We start from the raw sequence: 19,582 nt of genomic DNA on the forward strand, positions 1-19,582 counted from the left end.
ATGCCACGCCAGCTCGCCGACCCACCCTACCTCGCCTTCCCGCTGCGCTTTGCGATCAAGGATGGCGTCGCTACACCGCGCCTCGCGAATCGTGGCGAACACATCCGCGGCCAGATCGAACAGATCCTGTTTACCGTGGCCGGCGAGCGGGTATTCCGGCCTGAGTTCGGCGCCGGCCTGCGTACGCTGCTGTTCGAACCCAATGCCTCCCCCTTGTGGCAGGTCACCCAGCGCCGGCTCGCCGCCGCCCTGGCCGAGGCGCTGGCGGGTGAGGTCGATGCCCGCAGCCTCGAAATCGACGTCAGCGGCGAGGAAGGCGAGCTGCATGTGCGCATCGCCTACACCCTGGCGGCCATCGGCCAGCGCCAGGAGCACAGCTTCAATGGAGGCATGAGCTAAATGGCCGACAATCCCGCGATCCATCTCGAATACTCGGCCGGTTGCCCCGATTGCGCCCGTCGCCAGGTCGACCTGCCGCAGGTCCTGCCCTCGGTCGGGGACGACTTCGACTGGGACGTGCGCGACTACGACGGCTTCCGCCAGTTCATGCTGGAGGCCCTGGCCGCCCGTTTCCCCGCCCGTCAGCGCTGGACGCCGGCCGACGTGGAGGTCGCTCTGATCGAGGTGCTGGCCTCGCAGCTCGACAAGCTCTCCGACATGCTGGACCGCGTGGCCGGCGAGTTCACGCTCGAAACGGCCCGCCGGCCCGAGACTGTACGCCGACTCCTGAACATGATCGGCTACGACGCCACCGCCCTGGCCTGGCGGCTCGGTGATACCCCCTTCGAGGACAAGCCCGGCAGCGCCACGCCGGAGCTATTGGAGCCGGATCGTGCGCAGGCCTACCTCGACCTACAGCAGCACTGGCTGAACCACCCGGATGCGATGGAACTGGCTCGCCAGGCTGGCCCGCGGGCGATACGCCAGCAGCGCCGCATGGTGACGCTGGAAGACTACGCCAACGGCCTGGAGGCGCACCCGCTGGTGGAGCGGGCGCATGCCTGGCAAAGCTGGAGCGGCTCCTGGCTCCTGATCAATATCGCTGTGGTGCCCGTCCTGCGGCGCGACATCGACAAGACCGGCGTCTGGCCGGTGGCGCTGGCGCAAGCGACCGAGCGCTTCCATCGCGAGCGGGGCCTGCCGCCGCTCAGCATGAGCACCGGCCCCAGCCTGCGCAGCATCCTGCAACCCTATATCGAGCACTACCGCATGGCCGGCCAGGCCGTGGAGCTGTACCGCGCAGTCGAGGTCGGGGTCATCCTCGCCCTGTCCATCCAGGTCGCCGGCAACCACTTCCAGTCCGAGGTCCGCAATGCGGTCGAGCAAGCACTGGGAACAGGACCTGGCGGCTTCTTCGCCCCCGGCCGCCTGCGTTTTGGCGAAGACCTGTGGGCCAGCGACATCGTGCAGGTCCTGATGGCGCTCGATGGCGTCAACAATGTCTGCATCAACCGCTTCAAGCGCCTGGGGGATCGCTTCCCCGACATGGCAAGCCTGGGCCAGATCGAACTCGATGGCCTGGAGATCGCCGTCTGCGACAACCTGCCGGGCCAGCTTGCCCGCGGCTATTTCCGCCTCAGCCTGCATGGCGGCCAGAAAGGTTGAGCACCATGGCGCAAAAACATCCCCGTGACCTGACCCGCTGGAACCGTGCCGGCCTCGCCCGCGTGAGCTATGTGGACGGCAACGCCGCCCTGTTCCTCGACCGCCTGCGCGACCGCCTGCACACCACCTTCCCGCAATGGCGCGCGACCGAGCCCGAACTGGGCAATGGCACCGTGGACCTGAGTGCCCGCGAGCAGATGGAGGCGGTCTACGCCCGCAATCCGGACGACATGTTGTGGCAACTGACGCGCGCCTACGCCCGCGCCGGCCATGTGCTGGCCGGATCGCTGGACGCCACCGCCAACGAGGGCTGGATAGGCACCGCCACGCAATGGGAGAGCCTGCGCCGGCTCACTGCCATGCTGGACTACGCCCCGCACCCGCCGGCATCGGCTTTCACCTCGCTGGCGCTACTCTACAAGCCCGGCCTGAGCGGCAAGGTGGCGGCGGGCTTCCAGGTTCGCTACGCCCCCAGCAACGGTGGCAAGCCGTTGATCTTCGAGACGCTCGAAGACCTCGACGGCGACGCCAGCCTCAACGCACTGCGCCCGCTGGGCCATGACCGCAATCCACGCGCCCTGAGCGGTACCCGCTTCACGCTGGCCGGTAAGTTCGACAAGGTCAAGAGCGGCGAGCCGCTGGTGCTGGAGGACGAGCGCGGCAACGCCCCGCACCGGCTGCAGGCCTACCGCATCGTCGGCGTCAGCCATACCGAGACCGACACCACGCTCGACCTGAGCCCGCCGGTCGCCGCCAACGACGGCTTCCTGCGGGGCTATACCCGCTTTCACATCCTGCCCAAGGACAAACTCAGCGCGCTGGCGCCACGCACCACCGGCGCCGAGGTTGGCACCGGCCTGCGGCTGACGGCGGTGCCGGAGGGATTGGTCGCCGGCGACATCGTCGCCATCGGCCGGCCCGAGGGCAAACCCTACTTCCGCCGCATCAAGGAGATCCGCGCCGAGACGCTGGGCTTCTACAAGGCATTGGGCAACCTGGACCTGCTCAACAGCACGGTCATGGTGCCGATCACCATCGCCATCGCCCATATGGGTGGCAACCGGCGCAACCTCGAGAGCGACGACACCCAGGTGCGCGTGCTCTATGTCGCCGGCGACTGGGGCTGGCTGGCCGGCCGCTGGCTCGCAGACATCCGTCACGCCCCCAACCAGCAGGGCCAGTTGCAGGAGTACCTGCCCATGTACGAATGCATCAAGGCCAACTACTTCCCGCCCACCAGCAAGGGCGAAGGCGCCGAACTGGCCGGCTATACCGCGCTAACCATGACCTGGCGCAACAACCAGGACCAGGGCGAAGGGGACCCGGACCTGCACCTGGACAACCCGCAGACCCTTTTCACCGCACCGCGCACCGCCGGCCCCTGGCGGCCCGACACCTTTTTGCAGAAGAGCAGCAACGGCCGGCTGACCGAGCCACTGGTCGTCGCCCAGCCCAAGCGCACCGCACCGGGTGACCTGGCGGTACTGGTTTGCGGCGGCACGCTGGCCTGGGCAAGGCTGCGGCATGTCAGCGTGGATGCTGACAACGGCAGCGCACGGCTCGATAGCGAGACCGGCTGGCAGGATCGCGGCGGCGCGCCGTTCTTCCTCACCCCCAGCCGGGTCTATGCCCATTTCAGCGAGACCGCCTATTGCCTGGATGCCAGCGAGAACCGTACCGCGCTCGACAGCCCCATCATCCCGGTCGCGGCCCTGCCGCCCGCCCTGCGTGCCGGCCGACGGGTGCTGATCGACAACGGCAGCCTGTGCATCGCCACCCGTATCAGCGAGCTGAGCCCCGCGGGCGGTAGCAGCTGGATCAAGCTGGCCGACCCACCACCCAGCGGCAGCACCTACGGCAACTTCACCTTGCGCGGCAACGTCGCGCTGGCAGGCCATGGCGAGAGCAAGCCGGTCAAGGCGCTCGGTAGCGGCAACGCGGCCATCAACCACCAGCGCTTCGTGCTCGATGTCACCGATGCAAGCTTCGTGGCCGACCCCAGCATGCCCGGTGGCGTCCGTGCCGACCTGGTGGTCAGCATTGCCGGCGAGCGCTGGACCCAGGTCGGCAACCTGGGGGATTCGCGCGATACCGACGCCCACTACCAGGTCAGGCAGAACGAGGATGGCCGGCTGGCCATCGAGTTTGGAGATGGCCGCCATGGTCGCCGCCTACCTACCGGCGGCAACAATGTGCTGGTGCGTTACCGGCAGGGCGTGGGTTCGGCCGGCAATCTGCCCGCCGACCAGTTGACCAAACCGGTCCACCCGCATGCGCTGGTGGAGGCTGTCGCCCAGCCCATGCCGGCCTCGGGCGGTGGCGAACGGGAAGGCCCCGAGGCACTGCGCACCAACGCTGCCGGCGCACTGCTGGCGCTGGAACGCGCCGTATCGCTGTCGGATTTCGCCGCCCTGGCGCGCGGCAACGCCGCCGTCGCCCAGGCCGATGCCTTCGCGCTGCAACCGGGCAAGGCGCAGCGCGAGCGGATCGAACTTGTGGTCGTACCGGCCGGCGGTGGCAGCTTCACCACCGCACTGCGCGACAACCTGCAGTCCTATCTGCTCGCGCATGCCCTGCCGGGTGTGCAGTTGACCGTCAGCGCCTACCAGGCGGTGACCTTTGGCCTGCGTGTCTCGGTCAGGGTGCGGCCTGAGGCTTTCGATAAGGAGGTGGTCAAGCAGGCGGTGTACGCGGCACTGCGTGATGCCTTTTCACTCTCTCGCCGGGCGCTGGGCCAGGCTTTCTACCGCGGCGAGGTCTACGCAGTGGTCGATGCCGTCGCCGGCGTGGAAAACAGCGACGTGGCGATACACCTCGCCATCGACCATAGCGACCCGAATGCCATCAAGCGACTGAGCGTGGATGCCAACAACGTGGTGCTGGCTGCCCAACCCTGGCCACGCCAGTGCATCCACCTGCCGGCATCCAACCCGGACATTGTCGTGACGGTGGAGGACTTCTTCCTGTGAACCCCTACGCCACGGAGGCCGCCCATGTCTGAGGACGCCAAGCGCGCCATGGATTTCGCCACGCTGCTGTACCGGCAACTGCCGGCGATCTATCGCGAGCGCGACCAGGCGGTGGAGGACACGTCCGGCGAGCTGCAGCCCGGCGCCCTGGCGCAGGTGCTAGCCGACTATGGCGACCTGCTGGACGCGCTCTACCGCACCTTGATGCAGCGCTACTACGATATCTTCCCCGAGACCGAAGGCACCGATGCCGAAGGCCTGGCCCGAGGCTGCCAGAGCTGGGTCCTGCCCTACCTCGCCCAGCTGCTGGACGTGCAACTGATGTCGCCGCTGGAACAGGGCCGGCGCGAGGAGATCGGCCATGCCGTGGCCTGGCGCCAGCGCAAGGGCACGCCACAGGCGATCGAAGACATCGCCGATGCCGTGGCCGGCATGGAAGTGGAAATCCGCGAAGGCTGGCGCGAGGTGGCCGTCACCCCGCACGCCGGCTTTACCCTGCTGCGCGCCGATGTGTTCGGCGAACCCAACCCCGGCCTGTTTGGCGACCCGGACAAGGACTACGACCCACGCTACCCCGACCGTCGAGCCGAGCACCCCGGCCTGCCCAATGGCACGGTCGACCTGCGCCGCGCCTCCCGCGCCATCCGCACCAATGCCAACAACCCGGCCGGCAAGCCCACCACCTTCTCTGGCGAGCTGGTGTACTGGCGGCAGAGCTGGCCTCATGGCGCGCCATGCTTCCCCGGTAGCTTCCAGGATGTCTCCGGCCACACCGCCGACTTGCGTACGCCGGACTGGCGTCGTGGCCATGCCCATCCGCGCCGCGTGATCCTGCATGCGCCGCCCTTCCCCGGCTTCTTCTCGCCACAGCCGGCCAGCGTGCAGTGGAGCACCATCGCCGATGCGGTCAAGGATGGCACTACGCTGGGGTTCGGCCTGCCCCTGGGCCTGGAGAAGCGCATCGACGACGAGGGCGAGTACTGGCACCTCTACGGCAAGACAGCCGCGCCGGTACGTATCCGTGGGGTGGTAGAGCTCGACCTGCCCAAGCGCTGGTCGTTCGAGCGGCTGTGGTTCGATAACAAGCTGGAAATCTGGCAGGGCCGTGCCCGGTTCGAATCCTGTGCCCTGCGCCAGCTGCATATCCACAAGACCGACTCGCCGCTACCGGTTGCCATCGCCCGCAACAGCCTGTTCAAGCAGATGCTGGCGCCGCTATGCCTGGTGGAACTCGAGTACGTCACCATCCTGGAACGGTTGGTGGCCGAGAAACTGCAGGCCAGCGACTGCCTGTTCCTCAAGCAGCCGCGCAAGGACCTGGTGGGCTTCGACGTACCGGGCGATGGCTGCGTGCGCTACAGCCGGTTCGAATACTTCCCGCCGCCAGAACCGCAACTCGGCGACCCGCCCATCCCACCGGCCTTCGACTGGCTGGCGCAGGGCGTGCGTTCCAAACTCAAGGTCCACAAGAACAGTTGCAGCCTGCTCGCGCCGATCTTCTGGAGCGAAACCTTTGGCGACCCCGGCTGCGCCGTACTGCACCCGCAAAGCGACGACAGGCTGCGTTTTGGTGCCGAGGACGGCGGCGAGATGGGGGCCTGCCATGCGCTGGCCTACACCCTGCGCGAACAGGCGGTAATCCAGAAGCTGCGCGACACCCTCCCCGTCGGCATCGAGGCCGTGCTGGCGCCGGACGCGAGTCTGGTCTGCGCGCCGCCACTGCCCAAGTAGACCATGGCACCCGGATAAACCGTTGACGGACCGATACATCGACTAGCCGCCATCCCAAAGAGACAGCGATCATGAAAACCCAGATATCCCGTCGCAGCTTCCGCCCTGCCCAGCGTTACTCCGGCGTCCAGCTCCAGCAGGGGCGGATGATTGTCGATGCCGACTGGAACGAACAGAGCGATATCTTCGACTACCGTCAGGTCAGCACCCTGGCCGATGTCGTGGCCTCCGGCGCGCCGGTCAGCGGCGGCCTGGCCTTGATCGGCACCGCCGCAGCCCCGCTGCTGCGGCCGGGCAGGGTCTATGTGGAGGGCGTCGCAGCCGTACTGCCCGCCCAGGCCGAGGCGCCGGCCGGCATCCCCCCGGCCAGCCAGGCCGACTATCCCAACCCGCCGGCCCTGCCGGCCGGCAACCTGCGCTTCTATGTGGATGTATGGGAACGTACCGTCACCGCGCTGGAAGACGGCGAGCTGATGGATGCCGGCCTGCACGGGGCCGATACCGCCAGCCGCACCCAGACCCTGCTGCAGGTCAAGTGGTGTGACCTCGGCGTCGATATCGCCAACCCGAACATCAACCCCCAGCAGGGGAATGCGCCGCTGTCGCTCACGCTGCGCGCCATCGCGTCGTCGGGTGACCCGTGCGACCCCTGCGCGGCCGAAGCCGAGGTGGACGAGCGCATCGGCAACTACCTGTTCCGGGTGGAAGTCCACGAGGTATTCCAGCTCACCAACCAGACCCATATCGCGCTCAAATGGTCACGCGACAACGGCGCCGAAGCCTACACCGCGGACCAGGTTCCGGCGGGCTTCGGTCAGGGCAACTGGATCTGGGAATTCTATGATGCCGCCAGTGAAAAGCAGCTCGGCCGGCACTTCCCGGCCACCTTCCGGCCACGGGTGGGGATGCTGAAAAAGACCTTCGACATCCCGACCGGGACTGACCCCAAGGCGTTTGTCCGTCAGTGGGACGGCTATGCCATTATTAACCTCGCCACCAGTGCCTTGGTCGAGGGTCGCGACCGGGGCGCCGACCTGCACACCACCGGCAATGACGATTCTGCCGGCAAGGTCCTGTTCGCGGCCGGTAAGGTCAAGATCAACCTCGACCTGCTGGTGCTGGAGCTGGAACTGGCCGGCAAGCAGTTCCTCGCCGGCGACCATTGGCTGGGCATGGTGCGGGAAGCCGTACGCAAGAGCGGCGACATCATCCTCGACAGGGGACTGCCCGTCGGCGTGCGGCATCGCTACCTGGAGATCGGCACCCGCACCGGCAGCGCGCTCGCACCACCTACCGGCCTGACGGCCGACGCCTGGCGGCGCCGCATGGCCTTTCCGCCGCTCACTGCATTGCAAGCCGGTGATGTGGCCTATACGCCGCCGGCAGGCTGCCAGGGGCTGTACGGGCCGGACGCGGTAGAGAACGTCAAGCAGGCGCTGGACAAGATATGCGCCATCGACGCGCTGGACATCGGCTTTGATCTCAAGAACCCGCTCCCACCCAATAGCGTAGCGGCCCTGCTCGCCAGCCAGCTTGGCGCCAACTGGCCCAACCTCGATACGCTGCCCAAGAACCCCTCGGTCAACGACATGCTTTGGGCGCTACTCTACAACGCCAACGCTGCCGCCCTGCCCTATACCATCCCGGCCTGCGCCAACACGCCCAACACACTGGCCAAGCTGCTGGGCCTGGTGGCCGGCCCCGGCCAGGTCGGCAGTACGCTGGACAAACTCCTGTGTACGCTGGATGCCGACAAGATTCCGCTCGGCAGTCCGGTCTGCCAGGACCTGATCAACTCCGGCGCCACCACGGTGCTCGACGCCCTGGACTACCTCTGCGGCACCCGCATCACCCGTTGTGCCACCACAGTCCCGGTCGGCAATCTCAAGACCGAGCTACAGGCCTTCGCAGCCACCGCCAACATCACCGACCTGTGGCTGTGCCTGATGCCAGGTGAGCATATCGTCGACGTCCCCATTACCATCACCGGGAAGCGCAGCCTGCGTATCAGCGCGGCGGCGGCCGGCGCCAGCACGGTGTACTTCACCAACCAGCCGGCCAGCTTCTCGGCACAGGAGATCGGCATTGAGGGAGTACGGCTGCGTTTCGCGTCGTCAGCCTCCATCACGCTGACCGGCAACAGGGTGGTCGGCAACCGGAACATCTTCGTACGGGCGAGTTCGTCGGAAACCCTGCCGCCCATGGTTCGCGTCGACCCGCTCGGCGCCGGTAGCGAGCTGATCTGGCGCGACAATGTGATGCAGGACACCTGGTCCCATCCGGCCACGCACACGGTCACTTTCGTGGGCCAGGACATCATTGGTAACAAGGCGGTCACCGCCCGCTTCAAGAACATCCTCGAAGACAAGACCCTGATCGAGGACGACATCCGATTCGAAAAGGAGCTGGACCTGCTGACTGAGGAGATCGCAGGTATGACCGGGCGTGAACGGCTGGCCTGGCGCACCCGGATGGACCAGATCAGCGAGAAGGAAAACCAGAAGCTCACCGGTATCGACAAACTGGCCCCCAAGGCGACGGCCAAGACCACCGCCAAGAAAACCAGCAAGGCCGCCAAGGCCAATACCGATGCCACGACCAGCGTGCCGTTGGCGGCCGGCGATGCAGCCCTGAAAGCGGACACCACGGTCAAGGCCGATATCAGCGACCTCAAGACCATGGCGCGCGCGCCCATCGTCCACGCACTGCCGGGCAATAGCGTGGGCCTGCTCGGCAAGGCCAGCCTGGGTGCCCTGACGGTGACCGAAGCCAAGCCGATGGCCGCCAAGATCATCGACGACATCAACGCGGCCGGCGCCGACAAGTTTGTCATCCGGGAAGCCCTGCGCGACTTCGTGGTCATCCTGTACGAATCAGGCTATGGCGATGCGCTGGCGCTGGGCAGTACCGATCTGTCTGGATCACTGACCGACAATGTGTTCGATGGCGAGATCCTGCTCACCAACGGCCAGGTCAATGGCGTGGACCCGCGCGATGCCCGATCACAGAACTTTGTCGTCCCGGATAACCAGCCCTTCGTGAACGGTCGTGGTCGCATCGCCTTTACCGGCAACCGCATCCATCGCCTCTACATGTGGATACCGCGCAGCCAGGTATTCGACAACCTGGTAGCAGGTACGATCCCTGGCTATGAGAGCGTCACACTCACCTCCAACCAGTTGCACGACTGCGGCAATTCGATCTATGGCGAAGTCACCATCGTCAATGGCAACCAGGTGGAGCACGGCACCGTCCCGACCGGCGTCCGGCTCGGCATCACGCTATCGCAACGGACTGCCTACACCGCCAACGTCTCCACGCTAAGCGGTGAAGAAGCACCGAGCTGGCGGGCCGTCTCGCGCTTCCGCAGCGTCACCGGCAATCTCATGAACGTGGTACCCGGCTAAGCAGCCCGGAACCCGGAGGAGGACATCATGACCGTCCACCTGACCTTGCGGCGCAGTCTGCAGCGTAGCGGCCGCAGCGGTCCGGTACACCTGCCGCGCGCCCATGACAGCGGGCGGGAATCCGTCGCCCAGGCGCTGGGGGCCGGCACGCTGGCGCCCCCCGTCCAGGCCAAGCTCACGCTCGGCGCCGTGGGCGACGCGCATGAACAGGAAGCGGACGCCATGGCCGAGCGGGTGATGCGCATGCCGCTTACCGAGACCCCTACCGCCACCGGCGAGGCCGTGCAACGCCAGTGCAGCAGTTGTGAGCAAGAGGAACCCATACAGCGCAAATGCGCCGACTGCGAGGAAGAAGACAAGGTCCAGCGCGCCACCACACCCGCGCAGGAGGAAGAAGAAAAGCAGCAGGACAAGGAGAAAAAGCCCGACGAAGCCATCGCCCGCAAGCACGACACCGCAGCAGGCCCAACGACCGGCAGTAGCGACGCTGGCGGCGCCGGAGGAGGCCTGCCCGCCAGCACCGCCGCCCGCATCCAGCAGCGCCGGGGCAGCGGTAGCGGCTTGCCGGCCAGCGAGCGCGGTTTCTTCGAACCCCGCTTTGGCCAGCGCTTCGATGGCGTCAAAGTCCATGCCGATGGTGAAGCCGCGCAGCTCTCGCAATCACTCGGAGCCCGCGCCTTTACCGTGGGGCGGGATGTGTTCTTCGGCGCCGGCGAGTACCGGCCGGGCACGTCCCACGGCCGCCACCTGCTGGCCCATGAGCTGACCCACGTCCTGCAACAGCAAGGCGGCCAGGGCGGCACCATCCGGCGCTGGAATGTCGGTCCGGCACCAGCGCCACACGGCTGGAACGTGATTACCGATGCGGAACACCTGCGCCGGCTCGGCCAGGCCGAAGCCATCGTGCGCGGGGTGATCGGCTCCCGTAACTGCCGTAGCTTCTTCGAAGACAACTGCACCAATGGCCAGGGGGCCAATGCGCTGCAGGATGCCTTCGACAATGCCAACGTCTACCTGCGGCCCGGCGACGACAATGTGTTCGGCGAAGGTGAATTCGGTGGCCACAACATCGCCTTCAATGAGCGCGCCTTCCGCATCGGCCGTTTCATGATGGCGTCTTCCCTGCTGCATGAGATGTTCCACAACTGCGATACCACCGGCGCCGGTACCGGCCGGGCAGCGGAGCTGGGTGCGGAAAACAGTGTCGAGGCCTGTCGCCTGCACACCCCATGGATAGACACGGTCTCGCCCAGGACCGGCACAGGCGGGGACCAGGTCACCATCCGGGGCTGGGGCTTCGGCCCGGTACAAGGGGGCAGCGATGGCGTCACCATCGGCGGTGTCAATGCCACCATCGTGAGCTGGGCCTTCATGGCCGGCACCTCGTCCCGGGTCGAGATCGTCGCCGAAGTCCCGGCCGGTGCCGGTGCAGGTGGCGTGGTGGTCACCAACAACGGCGTACGCAGCAATGCCGCGCGTTTTACCGCGACCTGAGTACCGCATGATGCTGCCTTCCGCCCCCCCTCGTCGGACCTGCAGGAGCTAGCGCGCCATGTCCGCCCTGGCCCAGACCCACAAGGCCGCCGAGGCGGCAGCGGTGGCGCACGCCAGGAAGGGCAGCAAGCCAGCCGGTCCGGCCCTGCTGCCCCGACAGCGCCTGCGGCTGGGTGGCGCACAGGATGAAGCCGAGCACCAGGCAGAGCGCATTGCCGATCGAGTGACCAGCGCCCCAGCCAAATTACCAGCAGGGGCAACGGCCAAGGCAGGGGGGGCGATCAGCAACGCCACCAGCGCTGTGCGCCGCGCCCTCTCCCACCATGCCGATACCCAGGTGGCCGAGGCGCAAGATCACACCCTGCAACGTGAAGAAGGCCGTCGCACCGACGACGATAAGCTGCTGCCCGAACCACTCGAAGCCCGCCTGCTGGCCCTGCTGCAAGGCGGCGACCCACTGCCTGATCCAACCCGCCGATTGATGGAGCAGCGCTTCGGCATGAGCCTCGCCAGCGTGCGCATCCATACCGACGGCGAGGCCGCCAGCCTCAACGAGGCCGTCGGCGCCCATGCCTTCACGCTGGGTGAGCACATTGCCTTCAATCGGGGTCGCTTCCAGCCCGATCACCCGGCTGGCGAGCACCTGCTGGCGCACGAGCTGGCGCACGTCGCCCAACACCGCGCCCAGGCTGATGCGATCGAGACCGCACCGGTACGGCGTGGCTTCTGGAGCGACCTCTACGACAGCGCGGCCAGCACGCTGGGCGACATAGCCGACTGGGCCTGGGATAAGGTGCAGGAATTCGGCTGGGAGCTGCTCGAATCCATCGCCCCCGAGTTCGCCCGTACCGTGCGCACCATCCAGGAGGAAGGCATCCTGCCCTGGCTGGGCCGCCAGGTTGCCCGCGCCTGGGATGGCTTCATCGGTGGTCTGCGCGCCCTGGTGCCGTTCGAAGGACCTCAGCAGTTGATCACCCTGTTCGCCGGTCTGGTAGAGCGCGCCGCCGGCATCGTGGTGGCGCTGGCCTCCGGCAATTGCGAGCCCTTGATGGCAGCGATCACCGAGCTCAAGACCTTCGTGGTCGAGACCGCCGGTGTTGCCTGGAACAAGCTGACCGAATTCCTCGCCCCCATCGGCACCTTCTTTACCGATCTCTGGAACAGCTTTGGCGCTCCGGCGGTGCAATGGCTGCAGGATTTTGGCGGTGCAGTCTGGGAAGGGATACAAGACCTGGGCCGGCGATTCTGGGAATGGATACGACCGGTGCGCGAAGCCGCCGAGCGGATCTGGAACTGGTTTTCCGAACTCCTTTTTGGCAGTGGCGATACCGCCAGCGGCAACAACGAAGGCGGCGTGCTGGGCTGGATCACCCGCAAGGCCGGCGAGGCCTGGGACTGGGTCAAGGAGCAGACACGGCCGGTCTGGCAGCCGGTGGCGGAATTCGCCGCCAAGGTGGCCGAGCTGATCCCGCCGGCCTTCATCCGCGAGATGGGCGAGAACGCCCAGCAGCTCTCCACCCAGCTCAACGATGCCGGCGCCGGCATGGAGGGTGGCGACGGCGTGGCTGACAACCGCGATACGCTGGCCTCGGTCCTGCCCTCGGTCGAGACCATCATCGCCACCATACGCCGCATCATCGTCGGCGCCGGCGCCTGGCTGACCGAGAAGGTCGGCGACATCGGCACCGCCATCAGCGGCCTGATCAGCCGGCTTAGCACCAACGCCCTGCTGTCCTGGCTGGGTTCGGCCTTCACCTGGCTGGCCGACCTCGTCACCACGCTGACCACCTGGGCACAACAGCAGGTCAGCGGCTTATTCAATCTGCTGGTGCAAGGGTTCGACGCCCTCTCGCCCTTCCTGCAATTGGTGCTGGAGACCGTACGCAAGGTCATCAGCATCTACGCCGATATCCTGCAACTCCCCATCCTCATTCTCAATTCCATCTGGCAACGGGTACCGGAGTGTATTCGCGTCCCCATCGAGAACTTCATCCAGAACCAGATCCTGGCCCGCATCCCGGTGTTCGGCCAGTTCTTCAGCGATCCGGAACTCTGGCCGCGCGTGCGCGATACGGCGCTACGCATCCTGCGCCGGCTGTTTGTGGATGGCGATATTGCCGGTGCCGCCTGGCTGTTCTTCCAATCCATCCTGCGCATCCTCGGCCTGCCACCCGAGCTGGTCATCCAGGTGCTGGCCAAGGCGGCGGCCGCCATTGGCGACATCCTCACCAACCCCATCGGCTTCCTGATCAATCTGGTTCGCACCATGGGCGCGGGCTTCATGCGCTTCTTCGGCAATATCGGCACCCACCTGCTGAACGGCCTGACCGGCTGGCTGTTCGGCGCCTTGCGCGAGGCAGGCATCCAGCCGCCAACCGATTTTTCACTCGGCGGCATCCTCGGCTTTGTGATGGAAGTGCTCGGCATCACCGTCGACAATATCTTCAGCCGGCTGTCCGAGCGCATAGGCGCCGAGACCACGGCCCGGCTGCGGCGCATGCTGGATGTCGCAACCGGTGTCTGGTCCTTTGTCTCGGTCCTCATCACCGAAGGCCCGGCCGGCCTGTGGCGTGAGCTGACCGAACGCCTCTCCACGCTGTGGGACCAGGTGGTGGAAGGCGTGACCGGCTTCATCACCGAGCGCGTCATCGGCTGGGCCACCCGCTGGCTGACCTCCTTGCTGGACGTCACCGGCATCATGCCGGCCATCAACACCATCATCGCCATCTACAACGCGATCCAGTCGTTTATCGAATACCTGCGCGAGCTGCTTGAGATCGTCTCGCGCGTGCTGGACGGCATCAATAGCATCGCCCGGGGCGATGTGGAGCCTGGCGCCGAGATCATGGAGGGCGCACTCGGCGCCGCCATGCCGATCGCCATCGGCTTTCTCGCCAACCAGGCGGGGCTGGGACGGCTATCGGCCCGACTGCGGGAGATCCTGGCCGGCCTGCAGGAACGCGTGAATGGCGCCATCGACTGGGTGATCGACCGGGCCATCCGGCTCGGGCAATCGCTGCTCGACATGGCCCGCCGTGGCGTCGCCGCCGTACGTAACTGGTGGGAGGCCAGGCGAGGCTTCCATGCAGAGGATGGCGAGGAGCACAACGTCTACCTCGAAGGCACTGGCAGCAGCACCCACCTCATGGTGGCCTCCGGCGACCCCACCAACTATTCGGAATTTATCCGCGCCGTCGACGTGCCCGCCAATAAACGCGCCGATAAGGCAGAAGCCACCCGCATTGCAGGGGAACTGGATACGGCCATCCGGGCGGCGGCTGCCGCGCGTGTAGGTGCGCCGGCTCGCGGCAGCGGTGGGGGCAGGGGCGCGGGGGCAGCAGCGGCTGACCCGGCGGCGGAGATTGACCGGCTGCTGGGTCAGTTGGCCGTGGTGACTGCCCGCTTCATGCCCAGCAGCGGCAACTCGCCCTCCACCCTGCCGGTCTATGGCGGCACCAATGGTGCCGGCTATGGCAGCAGCGCAACGGTACTGCGGCTGACCCACAACCGCAGCTTCACCGGCAGCGCCCCCAGCCGCTCCCTCCACACGCCCGCCTATACCCGGCTGAACCAGCGCCGCTCCAGCCTGGGTGCGACGGGCAGCTACTACGTGCTGGGCCATTTGCTCAACCACAACCTCGGCGGCCCCGGCACCACCTGGACCAACCTGACCCCGCTCTCGCAAGGCGCCAACAACCGCCGCGACACGTCCATGCTGCACGGCTTCGAAAAACTGGTGAAGGATGCGGTCGATGCCGACCGGCCGGCCAATCGCAAGATCGTCAACTTTGTCGTCACCGCCAACTACAACATGCCCTCGCGCACCAGCGACGCCAACCGCGCCCTCGCCAACGCCCGCGCCGCCCGGACCGATGCCGAGAAACGCCGCTGGCTGGCCGTGCGCGAGGTGGTGCAGGAAGAAGCCTCGGTACCCAATAACGTGAGCCTGATCGCCCACACCCTGCGGCCGGACGGTACCCGCGACGCCCAGATCGGCTCGGGCGACGCCGTCGAGAACATCCCGAGCGGCGAGCGCGATATCAACCAGTACGGTGTCTCGCCCCGTGACGGCATCCTGGAGGACCACCGCAGTGAACTCTGAGCCCCTCGCCCCCCTGAGCCGCCTGCACTACCAGTTGCTGGCAGAGCCCTATGTCTTCGCGCTGCTGACCTGGCCCGCAGCCGCGCTGGTCGAGTACTTCCAGCACACCGGCCAGAACGGCTATCGCATCGCCACCCTGGTCTGGCTGGCGGTCTTTCACCTGGCCGCCTATGGCCGCCAACGCGGGCTGGCCTTCGGCAACCTGCTGCTGGTGCTCTCGGTCAGCGTCGTCATTGCCACCGCCAGCTTTCCCTCACCCTGGGTGGCGCTGGAACTGCCGGTGCTGCTGATCGGGCTTTACGCCGCTCAGCGGGCCAGGCTGCAAAACACCCAACGACAACCCACCTCGCGGCCACAAGCCGCCGCACTCGAGCCCTGAACGCAGCGCACCTACGGCCCCTGGCCGCGCAGCCCGGCGATCACCCGGCTTCTACGTTCCACTTAGTCAGCAGGAGCAAGCCATGATCAATCAGTTCAGCACCAAGGAAGAAATCATCAAATTGCAGCGCGCACTGCTCGACGCCGGCTTCCCGCCCGGCGCGGCCGACGGCATCTTCGGCGAGGGCACGCGCGCCGCCCTCATGGCCTTTCAACTCAGCCGCCAGTTGCTGGCCGACGGCATCGCCGGCCCCATCACCCTCTCGGCACTCGGGCTCATTCCGACTACCCCGCTGCCCAGCATCGCCGGTGTGGTCAACGTGCAGATCGTCGCACAGATGTTCCCTGGCACGCCGCTCGGCAACATCAGCACCCACCTGCCCATCGTCCTCGCCGCCCTCGCCCGCTATGGGCTGCAGGACAAGGTAATGACCCTCGCCGCACTCGCCACCATCCGGGCCGAGACCGCGAGCTTCCGCCCCATCACCGAAGGCATCTCGCGCTTCAATACCTCACCGAACGGTCACCACTTCGACCTGTACGACAACCGCAAGGACCTCGGCAACCGCGGCGCGCCGGACGGTGCCTCCTTCGCCGGTCGTGGCTTCATCCAGCTTACTGGCCGCGCCAACTACACCCACTACGGCCCCAAGCTCAACCCACCGGTAGACCTCGTCAGCAACCCGGAAGCCGCCAACGACCCCGACACCGCCGCCAGCCTGCTGGCACTCTTCCTCAAGGACCACGCCCTCGCCATCAAGACCGCCATCCTGCAAGGCGACTTCAAGGCCGCCCGCCGCCAGGTGAACGGCGGCACGCATGGCTGGGAGGATTTCCAGTCGGCCTACCAGACGGGTGCCAGGTTACTGTCCTGAATACATCGCCCCGCTTTGGCTGACCAATGCAATACGGCGCAAGGTCCCGAGGAGCTTGCGCCGTATTCTTTCGCCATCTCGACGCTCGCCCAGCCGGCAGCAGACCCTTAAGGCTTATTCCACCACCACATCGGCCTCCACCAGCCGCTGCCGCTGCTTCCATAAAAATACCAGCGCGCCCACGGGCAGGCAGAAGGTGACCAGCCACGGCCCCGACCAGCCGGTGCGCATCACGCCCGCGCTGAGGAGGTTGAAGTAGAGCGGGTTCAGACCGATCTCACCGGTCGTCCAGTTCAAGGTCGCCGCGCCGACGCCGAACAGGATGAACACGATCCACAGCCACTTGCGCTTGAGCTCACGGGTCCGCACGCACAGCACCAGCGCCGCCAGCGTGATCATGACCGCACCGGCCGTCAGCAGCAGGAACAGGTAGTGGACAGCGCCTTTGCCATGGAAGTTGAAGGCATGCAGCTCGGCCAAGGGAACCGGCAAGGGCTCGATGCGGAACCCGAGTATGCGGAACTGCCCCGGCTCGCCCGACAATTGGGCCGAGACCAGCACCCAGCGCTTGCCGGGGTAGCTGTACTCCGCCGCAACGGTCGCCACCCGGGTGCCGTTGGCCACCGTCGTCACCTTCCAGGCCACCGGCTCGCTGGCGAGCGGGGCCTCCTTGGGCAGCAAGGCCGCCATGCGCTCCAGCCCATGGCGGATATTGGCCGTATCGAGCTGGCTATCACCCTGCGCCTCGATCGCCACATAATCCCGCCGCGATAGTTGCTCCACCATATTGCGCATGAACAAGGCCTCGGGCGTCTTGCCAAAGGCATCGGGCGAGAGCGGTGCACCGCAACCGCTCAACAGGCCGGTGAGCAGGATCAGGCAGGCGAACCAACGAGTAGAGAGTAAGGACTGAAGCATGGGCGTCACCGTAGCTGGGTATGCGCCGGGCCCACCAGGGCGCACGGCAGCTGGGTTTATAGCCGTTTTCACCCCGCTTCGGGCTAGACTGGCGCCCACGCCGCACAAAAAAAGAGGCCCACGTCGCCGAAGCGGGTGGGCCAGAGGAGGAGGAAGGCTCTAATGTACAACAGCTACATAAGGCTGCACTGATTTTGTTGTAAGTAATTGTTACGATCTTCCCTGGCATTCTTTATGCCCGTATAGCGCTCGTATAGACAAATTACGGCCTACCTAAGTAACCCTGAAATAGCGTCAAATCCAGTATTGGCAGCCTTGCTCGGTCCATTCTATGCAAACTGGCTCGACCCAATTTTCGTCGGTTTTCAACCATATTTGAGTAGATGACTTGATGCGATTTCACTCACTGAGTATTGCCGCCCTAGCCCTCTCACTGACACTCACCGCTTCCGCCGCAGCAGGGGCTGCGAACGATGCAGCTATCAAGCGGGCCGAAAAAGAGGTTTCGGCGCTCTATCTAAAGGGTAACTATCAGGCAGCACTTGAACTGGCCTATCAATCCTTGCAAACCGCAGAAATGAAATATGGCCAAGACGAACCAGCCCTTGTATCCCTCATAGCTGCCATCGGCGTACTACACCGAATGCAAGGGAGTTTGGAGGTTGCAGAACCGTTTTACCTGCGTGCATTGGTACTCAGTAAGCAATCTCCGAAGCCGAATGCCATGTCGGTGAGCGAGGCGCTGAGCAACCTTGGCGATCTGTATATCCTGCAGAATCGATTGCAAGAAGCCAGGACGACCCTGCAAAAAGCGCTAGAACTTGCGGAGAGCGCAGAAGGGAAGGAGGGAAAATTTCTCCCAACCATATTGAACAACCTTGCCAATACGTATTCAGCCCCCAATGAATTCGCCGCCGCCGAGGCACTGCAACAACGTGGCGTAGCTATCAGCGAGAAGGTATTCGGACCGCAACATGAGAATACCGCCGCAGGCCTCCACCATTTAGGCCTGCATTACCAAATCCATGGCGATTACAACAAAGCGGCTCCGCTACTGACTAGGGCACTCAAAATACGAGAGAAAAAGCTCGGTCCAACACATCCGGATACTGCACAAAACATGGTCGATCTGGGCATCAATCTCGCCGAGTTGAGGCGTGATAATGAGGCTAGTCCTTTGCTAGAGAAAGGCATCGCCCTGCTTGAACAGCAGCTTGGAGAGGACTACGAAGGCCTGGCCATTCCACTGGCCACACTAGCCAGAATCGAGCGAGATAATGGAATGAGCCTGCCAGCAACAACCAAGGCGAAGCGTTCACTACAGATACTCGAAAAGCGGTGGGGCTCTACCAGTGCGCAGCGCCTCTTGCCACTCACCATACTCTTCAGGGACAGCGTTGAGCGGAAAGACAATGAGCAAGTCGCGCTTTACGGCCAGCAATTGATAAGCTTCCTCGATAGAGACAAGCAAGCCAGACCTGTTGATCAAGTACGCGTGTTATCAGTAATAGCAACCGCGGCAAACCGGGCAAAGCAATGGGATCGAGCGAAAACTCATGCTAACCGTGCCCTTGCCATCGTGGACCAGCATCCCGAAATCTTCTTTGAGGAAGCCGGTACCATCCTGACCCTGCTGGGTAATTTGAACACGATGGATAACAAGGCAGAGGAAGCAGAATCGCAGTATCTGCGGGCCTTGAAGTTGATCGCCGCACGAGAAGGTGAACTGACGCCTGCAAGCATCCCGGCCCTGCTGGGCATCAGCGCTGACCTGATCATGCTAGGCAAGTATGCCGACTCAAAGTCCTATTTCGACAGGGCTGAGCATATTCGCAGCCAAGCACCCGAGCCCGACTTCCCCAACCTGATGATGGACCAGTTCGAACGTGCGCTGCTGTTGGCGCTCCACGAACAAAACGCAGATGCCGAGGCCTTGATGAAAGCAGCCTCCCTGACACTGGCCAAATCAGCACCATTAAACGACCCGATACATATCCAGCGAGTGGCGCAACTGGTACCCATGCTAAAGGAGCTCAAGCGAGAGCAGGAAGCCCGTGCACTCGAACAATACCTTGCCAAGTCCAAACCCGATCCATCCTGATC

11 protein-coding genes are annotated in these 19,582 nt (G+C 65.2%); 10 read left to right on the forward strand and 1 reads right to left on the reverse strand.

Annotated elements, in window-relative coordinates; genetic code table 11:
* The 9 genes from ACYVHK_RS12250 (at nt 1) to ACYVHK_RS12290 (ending at nt 16,561) form a co-directional block, all read left to right on the forward strand.
* Nucleotides 1-399, forward strand: a complete 399-nt coding sequence (locus ACYVHK_RS12250) for a GPW/gp25 family protein (protein ID WP_460532047.1) — start codon at nt 1-3, stop codon at nt 397-399.
* Nucleotides 400-1,605, forward strand: coding sequence for a baseplate J/gp47 family protein (locus tag ACYVHK_RS12255; protein WP_460532050.1), 1,206 nt, complete (start codon nt 400-402; stop codon nt 1,603-1,605). It begins immediately after the preceding gene.
* Between the two features lie 5 nt (nt 1,606-1,610).
* Entirely contained in the window at nt 1,611-4,574 is a 2,964-nt protein-coding gene (locus tag ACYVHK_RS12260) for a baseplate J/gp47 family protein (RefSeq protein WP_460532053.1), read from the forward strand.
* Nucleotides 4,575-4,598: 24 nt separating this feature from the next.
* Complete coding sequence (locus tag ACYVHK_RS12265) at nt 4,599-6,305, forward strand: phage tail protein (RefSeq protein ID WP_460532056.1); 1,707 nt, start codon at nt 4,599-4,601, stop codon at nt 6,303-6,305.
* 71 nt (nt 6,306-6,376) lie between these two features.
* Nucleotides 6,377-9,712 (forward strand): DUF6519 domain-containing protein, encoded by a 3,336-nt coding sequence (locus tag ACYVHK_RS12270; RefSeq protein ID WP_460532059.1) that lies wholly within the window; start codon nt 6,377-6,379, stop codon nt 9,710-9,712.
* 27 nt (nt 9,713-9,739) lie between these two features.
* Entirely contained in the window at nt 9,740-11,206 is a 1,467-nt protein-coding gene (locus tag ACYVHK_RS12275; protein WP_460532062.1) for an eCIS core domain-containing protein, read from the forward strand.
* A gap of 58 nt (nt 11,207-11,264) precedes the next feature.
* Nucleotides 11,265-15,308 carry an eCIS core domain-containing protein gene (locus ACYVHK_RS12280; protein WP_460532065.1) on the forward strand — a complete coding sequence of 1,348 codons (4,044 nt, stop codon included), beginning with the start codon at nt 11,265-11,267 and terminating at the stop codon, nt 15,306-15,308.
* On the forward strand, nt 15,298-15,687 hold the full coding sequence (locus ACYVHK_RS12285) for a hypothetical protein (RefSeq protein ID WP_460532069.1): 390 nt from the start codon (nt 15,298-15,300) through the stop codon (nt 15,685-15,687). Before ACYVHK_RS12280 ends, ACYVHK_RS12285 begins: the two co-directional genes overlap by 11 nt.
* Nucleotides 15,688-15,769: 82 nt before the next feature.
* Nucleotides 15,770-16,561, forward strand: a complete 792-nt coding sequence (locus tag ACYVHK_RS12290) for a peptidoglycan-binding protein (protein WP_460532072.1) — start codon at nt 15,770-15,772, stop codon at nt 16,559-16,561.
* A 114-nt stretch (nt 16,562-16,675) separates the two neighbouring features.
* On the opposite strand, the gene ACYVHK_RS12295 is transcribed toward ACYVHK_RS12290, so the two are convergent.
* On the reverse strand, nt 16,676-17,479 hold the full coding sequence (locus ACYVHK_RS12295) for a hypothetical protein (protein ID WP_460532076.1): 804 nt from the start codon (nt 17,477-17,479) through the stop codon (nt 16,676-16,678).
* 391 nt (nt 17,480-17,870) lie between these two features.
* On the opposite strand from ACYVHK_RS12295, the gene ACYVHK_RS12300 reads away from it, so the two are divergent.
* The gene (locus ACYVHK_RS12300; protein ID WP_460532079.1) at nt 17,871-19,580 is read left to right on the forward strand and encodes a tetratricopeptide repeat protein; all 1,710 of its coding nucleotides are present in this window, start codon (nt 17,871-17,873) and stop codon (nt 19,578-19,580) included.
* Nucleotides 19,581-19,582: the final 2 nt, after the last annotated feature.

The organism is Chitinimonas naiadis (assembly GCF_054780835.1).

What these genes read in the sequence shown, in the direction of transcription:
- ACYVHK_RS12250 (WP_460532047.1), top strand. Translation starts at nt 1, where the DNA reads ATGCCACGCCAGCTCGCCGACCCACCCTACCTCGCCTTCCCGCTGCGC.
- ACYVHK_RS12255 (WP_460532050.1), top strand. Translation starts at nt 400, where the DNA reads ATGGCCGACAATCCCGCGATCCATCTCGAATACTCGGCCGGTTGCCCC.
- ACYVHK_RS12260 (WP_460532053.1), top strand. Translation starts at nt 1,611, where the DNA reads ATGGCGCAAAAACATCCCCGTGACCTGACCCGCTGGAACCGTGCCGGC.
- ACYVHK_RS12265 (WP_460532056.1), top strand. Translation starts at nt 4,599, where the DNA reads ATGTCTGAGGACGCCAAGCGCGCCATGGATTTCGCCACGCTGCTGTAC.
- ACYVHK_RS12270 (WP_460532059.1), top strand. Translation starts at nt 6,377, where the DNA reads ATGAAAACCCAGATATCCCGTCGCAGCTTCCGCCCTGCCCAGCGTTAC.
- ACYVHK_RS12275 (WP_460532062.1), top strand. Translation starts at nt 9,740, where the DNA reads ATGACCGTCCACCTGACCTTGCGGCGCAGTCTGCAGCGTAGCGGCCGC.
- ACYVHK_RS12280 (WP_460532065.1), top strand. Translation starts at nt 11,265, where the DNA reads ATGTCCGCCCTGGCCCAGACCCACAAGGCCGCCGAGGCGGCAGCGGTG.
- ACYVHK_RS12290 (WP_460532072.1), top strand. Translation starts at nt 15,770, where the DNA reads ATGATCAATCAGTTCAGCACCAAGGAAGAAATCATCAAATTGCAGCGC.
- ACYVHK_RS12295 (WP_460532076.1), bottom strand. Translation starts at nt 17,479, where the DNA reads ATGCTTCAGTCCTTACTCTCTACTCGTTGGTTCGCCTGCCTGATCCTG.
- ACYVHK_RS12300 (WP_460532079.1), top strand. Translation starts at nt 17,871, where the DNA reads ATGCGATTTCACTCACTGAGTATTGCCGCCCTAGCCCTCTCACTGACA.